The organism is Mesorhizobium sp. M7A.F.Ca.CA.002.05.1.1 (assembly GCF_003998335.1).
In the GTDB taxonomy this organism is placed as follows: Bacteria; Pseudomonadota; Alphaproteobacteria; order Rhizobiales; family Rhizobiaceae; genus Mesorhizobium.
In genome coordinates this window covers 1-415 of the sequence record NZ_RZQI01001677.1, presented here as the reverse complement: position 1 = coordinate 415, position 415 = coordinate 1, and the positions used below count along the sequence as shown (strand labels likewise).

The following is a 415-nucleotide window of genomic DNA, read 5'->3' as shown; positions in this document are numbered from 1 at the left end:
GGCGATCAGATCGTCGGCCTCGTAGCCTTCGATCTCGACGCAGGGCAGGTTGAACGCCCTGGTCGCCTGGCGGATCAGGCCGAATTGCGGGATCAGATCTTCCGGCGGTGCCGAGCGGTTGGCCTTGTATTCGGGGTAGAGGTCGTTGCGGAAGGTTTTCGACGAATAGTCGAAAATGACGGCGAAATGCGTTGGCACAATGCCTACATCGGTGTTGCGGGCGTCGAGCATCAGCTTCCACAGCATGTTGCAGAAGCCGGAAACGGCGCCCACCGGCAGGCCGTCGGATTTGCGGGTCAGCGGCGGCAGCGCGTGATAGGCACGGAAGATGTAGCCGGAGCCGTCGACAAGGAAGAGATGATCGCCTTTTTTCATGCCGGCAGGGATAGCGCGGCGCGGCGGCTTGGTCCATGCC

The 415-nt window shown here is 61.9% G+C and carries 1 protein-coding gene; it reads right to left on the bottom strand.

The features are described 5' to 3' along the window. Positions 1-375: 5'-3' exonuclease (locus EN939_RS37735; protein WP_442919608.1), on the bottom strand; the 375-nt coding region annotated here is incomplete at its 3' end. Positions 376-415 lie beyond the last annotated feature (40 nt).